The 3,483-nt window shown below is 75.8% G+C and carries 4 protein-coding genes; 2 read left to right on the top strand and 2 right to left on the bottom strand.

What is annotated here, in order from left to right:
• Positions 1 to 416 precede the first annotated feature (416 nt).
• The gene (locus JFN87_RS32480) at positions 417 to 1,283 is read right to left on the bottom strand and encodes a phosphotransferase enzyme family protein (RefSeq protein ID WP_209346011.1); all 867 of its coding nucleotides are present in this window, start codon (positions 1,281 to 1,283) and stop codon (positions 417 to 419) included.
• Positions 1,284 to 1,408: 125 nt separating this feature from the next.
• Between JFN87_RS32480 and JFN87_RS32475 the strand changes: the two genes are divergently transcribed.
• Entirely contained in the window at positions 1,409 to 1,957 is a 549-nt protein-coding gene (locus JFN87_RS32475) for a DUF1697 domain-containing protein (RefSeq protein ID WP_209346009.1), read from the top strand.
• Positions 1,950 to 2,333 (top strand): nuclear transport factor 2 family protein, encoded by a 384-nt coding sequence (locus JFN87_RS32470; RefSeq protein WP_209346007.1) that lies wholly within the window; start codon positions 1,950 to 1,952, stop codon positions 2,331 to 2,333. The genes JFN87_RS32475 and JFN87_RS32470 overlap by 8 nt, the downstream gene beginning before the upstream one ends.
• On the opposite strand, the gene JFN87_RS32465 is transcribed toward JFN87_RS32470, so the two are convergent.
• Complete coding sequence (locus JFN87_RS32465; RefSeq protein ID WP_209346005.1) at positions 2,302 to 3,141, bottom strand: ABC transporter ATP-binding protein; 840 nt, start codon at positions 3,139 to 3,141, stop codon at positions 2,302 to 2,304. The two genes, JFN87_RS32470 and JFN87_RS32465, sit on opposite strands and share 32 nt — an antisense overlap.
• Positions 3,142 to 3,483 lie beyond the last annotated feature (342 nt).

Below are 3,483 nucleotides of genomic sequence, written 5' to 3'. Positions count from 1 at the left end.
CCCCCCCCCCCCCCCCCCCCCCCCCCCCTTCTCGAGCCAGAGACGGCAACCGGGATGCATCGGTGACAGGAGCTCAGGCGTGCGCTCTTCCAGTCTGGGGTCGCTCCGGGGCAGGCGCATCTCCGGCCGTGGGGCCGACGGCCGGTCGAGGGCTCTGCGGGGGCAGGCGTTGCCGCAGTGCCCGGGAGATCTGCCCCGGCGCACCAGCGGGTTGCGCGTCCTGAGGCTGCGTGACCGCACACGCGGGCGCGCGCCCAGCAAGGCGGGGACCGGCCATGGCGGCGGCCGCTCGCCGGCGCCGGGGTGGTAGACAGCCGGCCAGGGCGCGGCTGTCACCCGCGCGCGGGACCTCCCCACAGCGGGCGTTCCCTTCGACGGGCGAGAGCCCCCGGCCGACCACCGACCCGGCCCATGTGTCAGAACGGGTACCAGCGGACGGCCGGGTCGCCGGCGCGCAGGGAGGCGACGCGGCGCTCGAACTCCCGCAGCGCCGCGGGGTTCGCCGGGGCGTGCTGCGCCACCCATGCGCAGCTCGCGGTCTCCCGCGCGCCGCGCAGCACCGCGCAGCCGTCCCACTCGCGCACGTCCCAGCCGTAGGCGGCGGTGAACGCGTCGTACGCGGCGGGGTCGAGCCCGTAGCGGTCCCGCGAGAGCGCCAGGACGACGAGGTCGTGCTCGCGCAGGTCGCTGGAGAAGGTCTCCAGGTCGACGAGGACCGGCCCTTCCGGTGTCACGTGCACATTGCGCGGGAGGGCGTCGCCGTGGATCGGTCCTGGCGGCAGGTGCGGGGTGAGCTCCGCGGCCTGCGCGGCGAAGCCGTCACGCCTGGCGCGCAGGTAGGCGGCGTCCGCTGGGTCGATCGCGTCGCCCGCGAGGCGCAGCCAGCGCTCCACGCCGCCCAGCAGTTCACGGCGGGGGAGCGCCGGGCCGTCCGGCGGCGTCAGCGTGTGTACCTGCCGCAGCAGCGGCGCCAGGTCCGCCGGGACCGCGGGGCGCGCGGCGTCCGGCAGGCGGTGCCAGAGCGTCACCGGATGGCCGAGCACGGCACGGGCATGCTCCTGTGCCGCGCGCACGGCGGGCACCCCCGCGTCCGCGAGCCACGCGGCGAGCGCGACCTCGCGCTCCGCGCGCTCCAGCAGCTCCGGGGCGAGCGCCGCGTCCCTGCCCACCTTGACGACGAGCTCGCCCGTGCGGAAGACCGCGTTCTCGCCGAGCGCGACCAGCTCCGCGCCGCCCGGCAGTCCGGCCGCCGCCAGGACCTCCCGGGCCCTCGCCTCGTTCATGGGGATCATCACTCGCTCACCTGCGCCCGACGGAACGTCCTTCGGCCCGCAAGCCTCTCATCCCGTCCCCGGGGCACCGCTCGCGCCTGGCACCCCGGACGGCGCCGTCCACCTATCGTGGATCCATGACCGTGATGTACGCCGCTCTCCTGCGCGGAATCAACGTCGGGGGCCGCAGGAAGGTACCCATGGCCGAGCTGCGCGAGGTCCTCGGCGGGCTCGGGTACGGGGGCGTTAGGACGCACCTGCAGAGCGGCAACGCCGTCTTCGCCTCGCAGCCCAGGGACGAGGACGATCTGCGCGCGGAGATCGAGGCCGCGCTGCTCGACCGGTTCGGGTTCGCGACCGAGTGCCTCGTGCGGGACGCGCCCTACCTGAAGGCCGTCATGGATGCCTGCCCGTTCGACGCGGGATCGCTTGAGGGGCGTCAGCTGCACGTCACGTACTACTCACGGCCGGTGGGGCCCGAGCGGCTTGACGGGATCGATCCGGCCGCCTTCCTGCCGGAGGAGTTCAGGCTCGGGGACCGGGCGCTGTACCTGTACGCGCCGGACGGCGTCGGCAGGTCCGCGCTCGCCCAGGCGCTGGAAAAGCGCGCCCTGCCAGCGGGCACGGTCGCCACCAGCCGCAACTGGAACACCGTCGTCAAACTGGTGGAGCTCACTCATGCCTGACCCCACGCCGGCCGTGTCGGCGGCCATCGAGTGCGAGCTGCGCTTCCTCGACCCCGCCGTGCACACCTCACCCGCCCTGCTCGGCGAGCTGCTGCACCCCGACTTCGCGTCGTTCGGCTCCTCGGGCCGCGCCTGGAACCGGGAGACGCTGGTCAAGGAGCTCAGGGCCAGGGGCCCGGCCTCCGCGCCCGCCACCGTCTCCGAGCTGACCGCCGTCCAGCTCGCCCCCGACGTCGTGCACGTCACGTTCGACGTCGACGTCAACGGCCGTCGCGCGCACCGCAGTTCGGTGTGGCGGCTGACCGGGGGCGACTGGCTGCTCTACTTCCACCAGGGCACGGCGTTCACTCCGGAGGAAGTGCCTCCGCAGGACTGACCCGCTCGGCACGCGCCGTCCACCGCCCCTCCGTCCGCGCGATGCGCACGGGGTGGTCGAAGCACTTGCTGACCTGGTCCGTGGTGAGGACGTCGTCCGCGAGCCCCGTCGCCACGCACCGCCCCTCGCGCAGCAGCATCGCGTGGGTGGTGGACGCGGGCAGCTCCTCCAGGTGGTGCGTGACGAGGACCGTCGCCAGCCCGGGATGGAGCGCCCGCAGCGCGTCGAGGGAGCTGAGCAACTGCTCGCGCGCCGCGAGATCGAGCCCGGTCGCCGGCTCGTCGAGCAGCAGCAGCCGCGGCCTCGCCATCAGGGCGCGGGCGATCAGCGTGCGGCCGCGCTCACCCTGCGACAGCGTCGGCCAGCGCGCGTCCTCCTTGCCCGCCATGCCCAGCATGGAAAGCAGCCGCCCCGCGCGCTCGGGCTCGCCCGCGGGGGGCGACCAGCGCGGCACGGGCTCCACCGAGTTCGTCAGCCCGGTGAGCACGACGTCGCGCACGCGCAGGGACGAGCGCAGCGGGTGGCGCGGATTGACATGCCCGATGGACGTGCGCAGTTCCCGCAGGTCGACGCGGCCGAGCGTGCGTCCGAGCACCTCCACCGTGCCGCGTGTGGGGTGGGTCAGTGCGCCGACCATCCCGAGCAGCGTGGACTTCCCCGCGCCGTTGGAACCGAGCAGCGCCCAGTGCTCGCCGCCGCGCACGGTCATCGAGACCGAGTCGAGCAGCAGCCTGCCCTGGCGTACGACGTCGATGTCGGTCACCCTCACCACGGTGGGTGGGTCGGTCGCGGTGTCCTCGGTGGTCATGGGGGGTGGTGCTCCTCGATCGGCTTGCGGCGGGCGCGCGGGGGCGCGCCGCGGTCTCGTGATGGGTCGCCTGGCTCCGCGGCGCGGCCGGTGTCTCCGGCGCGGCGGCCGGTGGCGAGCGGTCCGGCCGCCGGCGCGCCGGCGGGCGGGGCGGGCGCGCCCCGGCCGGGGGGGCCAGGTCGGAAGAGCACACGGCTGGACTCCGGTCACCGGTGTATCCGGGATGCCGGCCTCTGCGTGGGAAGGGGGGGGGGGGGGGGGGGGGGGGGGGGGGGGGGGGGGGGGGGGGGGGGGGGGGGGGGGGGGGGGGGGGGGGGGGGGGGGGGGGGGGGGGGGGGGGGG

The sequence above is a fragment of the Streptomyces montanisoli genome (assembly GCF_017813245.1).
In the GTDB taxonomy this organism is placed as follows: Bacteria; Actinomycetota; Actinomycetes; order Streptomycetales; family Streptomycetaceae; genus Streptomyces; species Streptomyces montanisoli.
This window is presented reverse-complemented; position numbering and strand designations above follow the sequence as displayed.